Genomic DNA, 1098 nt, shown 5'->3' with positions numbered 1-1098 from the left:
ATACCCTGACGGTTTATGAAAAAGGGGCAGAGGTTGTTCGCATGCTGCATACTCTCTTAGGGCCGAAGCAGTTCCGGGCAGGGAGTGATTTATATTTTGACAGGCATGATGGGCAAGCGGTCACAACTGAAGACTTCGTTTCGGCAATGGCTGACGTTTCCGGGATGGATCTGGAACAGTTTAAGCTCTGGTACGATCAGGGCGGGACGCCAGAGCTGCAAGTGAGTTCTAGCTATAATGCCAATAGCAAACAATATACCTTGAGCTTGAGTCAGTCTTGCCCTGCAACACCTGGGCAAGATTTAAAAGAGCCGTTTCATATCCCTGTATCTATTGCATTGTTGGACTCAGAAGGGCAGGAGCTTCCCTTATCAATTGCGGATGGCGCTAAAGAATGTGTTTTTGAGCTAATCGAAGCACGAGAATCAATTGTTTTTGAGGGTATCGAAGCAGAACCGGTTCCATCATTACTAAGAGGCTTTTCGGCTCCGGTCAAGTTGTCCTATCAGTATACTGATGAGCAATTGGTATTTTTGTTTCAGCATGACTCCGATGGTTTTAACCGCTGGGAGGCAGGGCAGGCATTGGCATTGCGCATCCTGCAGGGCTTAATCAAATCTTATCAGCAAGGGCTGGAGCTGGTGTTACCCCAGAGTTTTGTCGAGGCGTATCGAGGTTTGCTCACAGATAGCTCTTTAGACAAAGCAATGGTTTGCAAGATGCTGATGCTACCCGCTGAGAGCTATCTTGTGCAGCTGGCGGAGCAAGCAGATGTTGATGCCATTCATGCTGCAAGAGAATTTGTTCGACAGGCCTTGGCTAATCAGCTAGGTGACGAGCTATATGCAGTTTATCGTGACAATATTGTTGAGTCGGAATTACCTGCTTTGGATTATGGCTCTATGTCACAACGGGCATTAAAAAATGCGGCTTTATCTTTAATGTCAGCAATAGGTGGTTCATCTGCAAGTCAAATGGCAGATGTTATTAACCTGGCTAAAAAGCAGTTTGCAAATGCTGATAATATGACTGATAGCTTTTCTGCTTTGAGCGCTTTGGTAAATTCAGGAGATGCCTCAGAGGCTGAGCAAGCACTAG

The 1098-nt window shown here is 46.3% G+C and carries 1 protein-coding gene; it reads left to right on the top strand.

What is annotated here, in order from left to right; all coding sequences use genetic code 11:
- Positions 1–41 precede the first annotated feature (41 nt).
- The coding region (locus A3763_RS00960) for a DUF3458 domain-containing protein (RefSeq protein ID WP_156494792.1) at positions 42–1098 on the top strand (1057 nt) is incomplete at its 3' end.

This window comes from Oleiphilus sp. HI0128, assembly GCF_001635365.1.
This window is presented reverse-complemented; position numbering and strand designations above follow the sequence as displayed.